Annotated in this window: 1 protein-coding gene; it reads right to left on the reverse strand. The window is 38.4% G+C overall.

Annotation, left to right across the window (positions count from 1 at the left end):
- Positions 1-287, reverse strand: a 287-nt coding sequence (locus tag ACYVTD_RS19015; RefSeq protein WP_461249138.1) for a hypothetical protein, incomplete at its 3' end; no start/stop codon positions are given.
- Positions 288-307 lie beyond the last annotated feature (20 nt).

Consider the following 307-nt stretch of genomic DNA (forward strand, 5'->3'; position numbering starts at 1 on the left):
CCATTATAATTTGGTATAGATCTAACGCTAATGTTTTCTTTACGTTTGAAAGGAATAACATTTTGTTCAAAAGCAGATGCCAAAACTAGCCTTTCGTTCGCAAGCCTTCTTATCCCCTCTTCGCATTCCTCTAAATTTTCGACACTCTCCTGCCATTTTTCAATAGCAGCTTTAGGATTATAGAGATATACGAACTTATCCGTGAAATATTCGCCGAAAAACGAATCAGCTTGTCCAGAAAAATCTCCTGACGAAATAACCACCTTTGACACGTTGCTAATCTTCATCTGCGTCGCCACATCAAAAG

This window comes from Treponema sp. R6D11 (assembly GCF_054786075.1).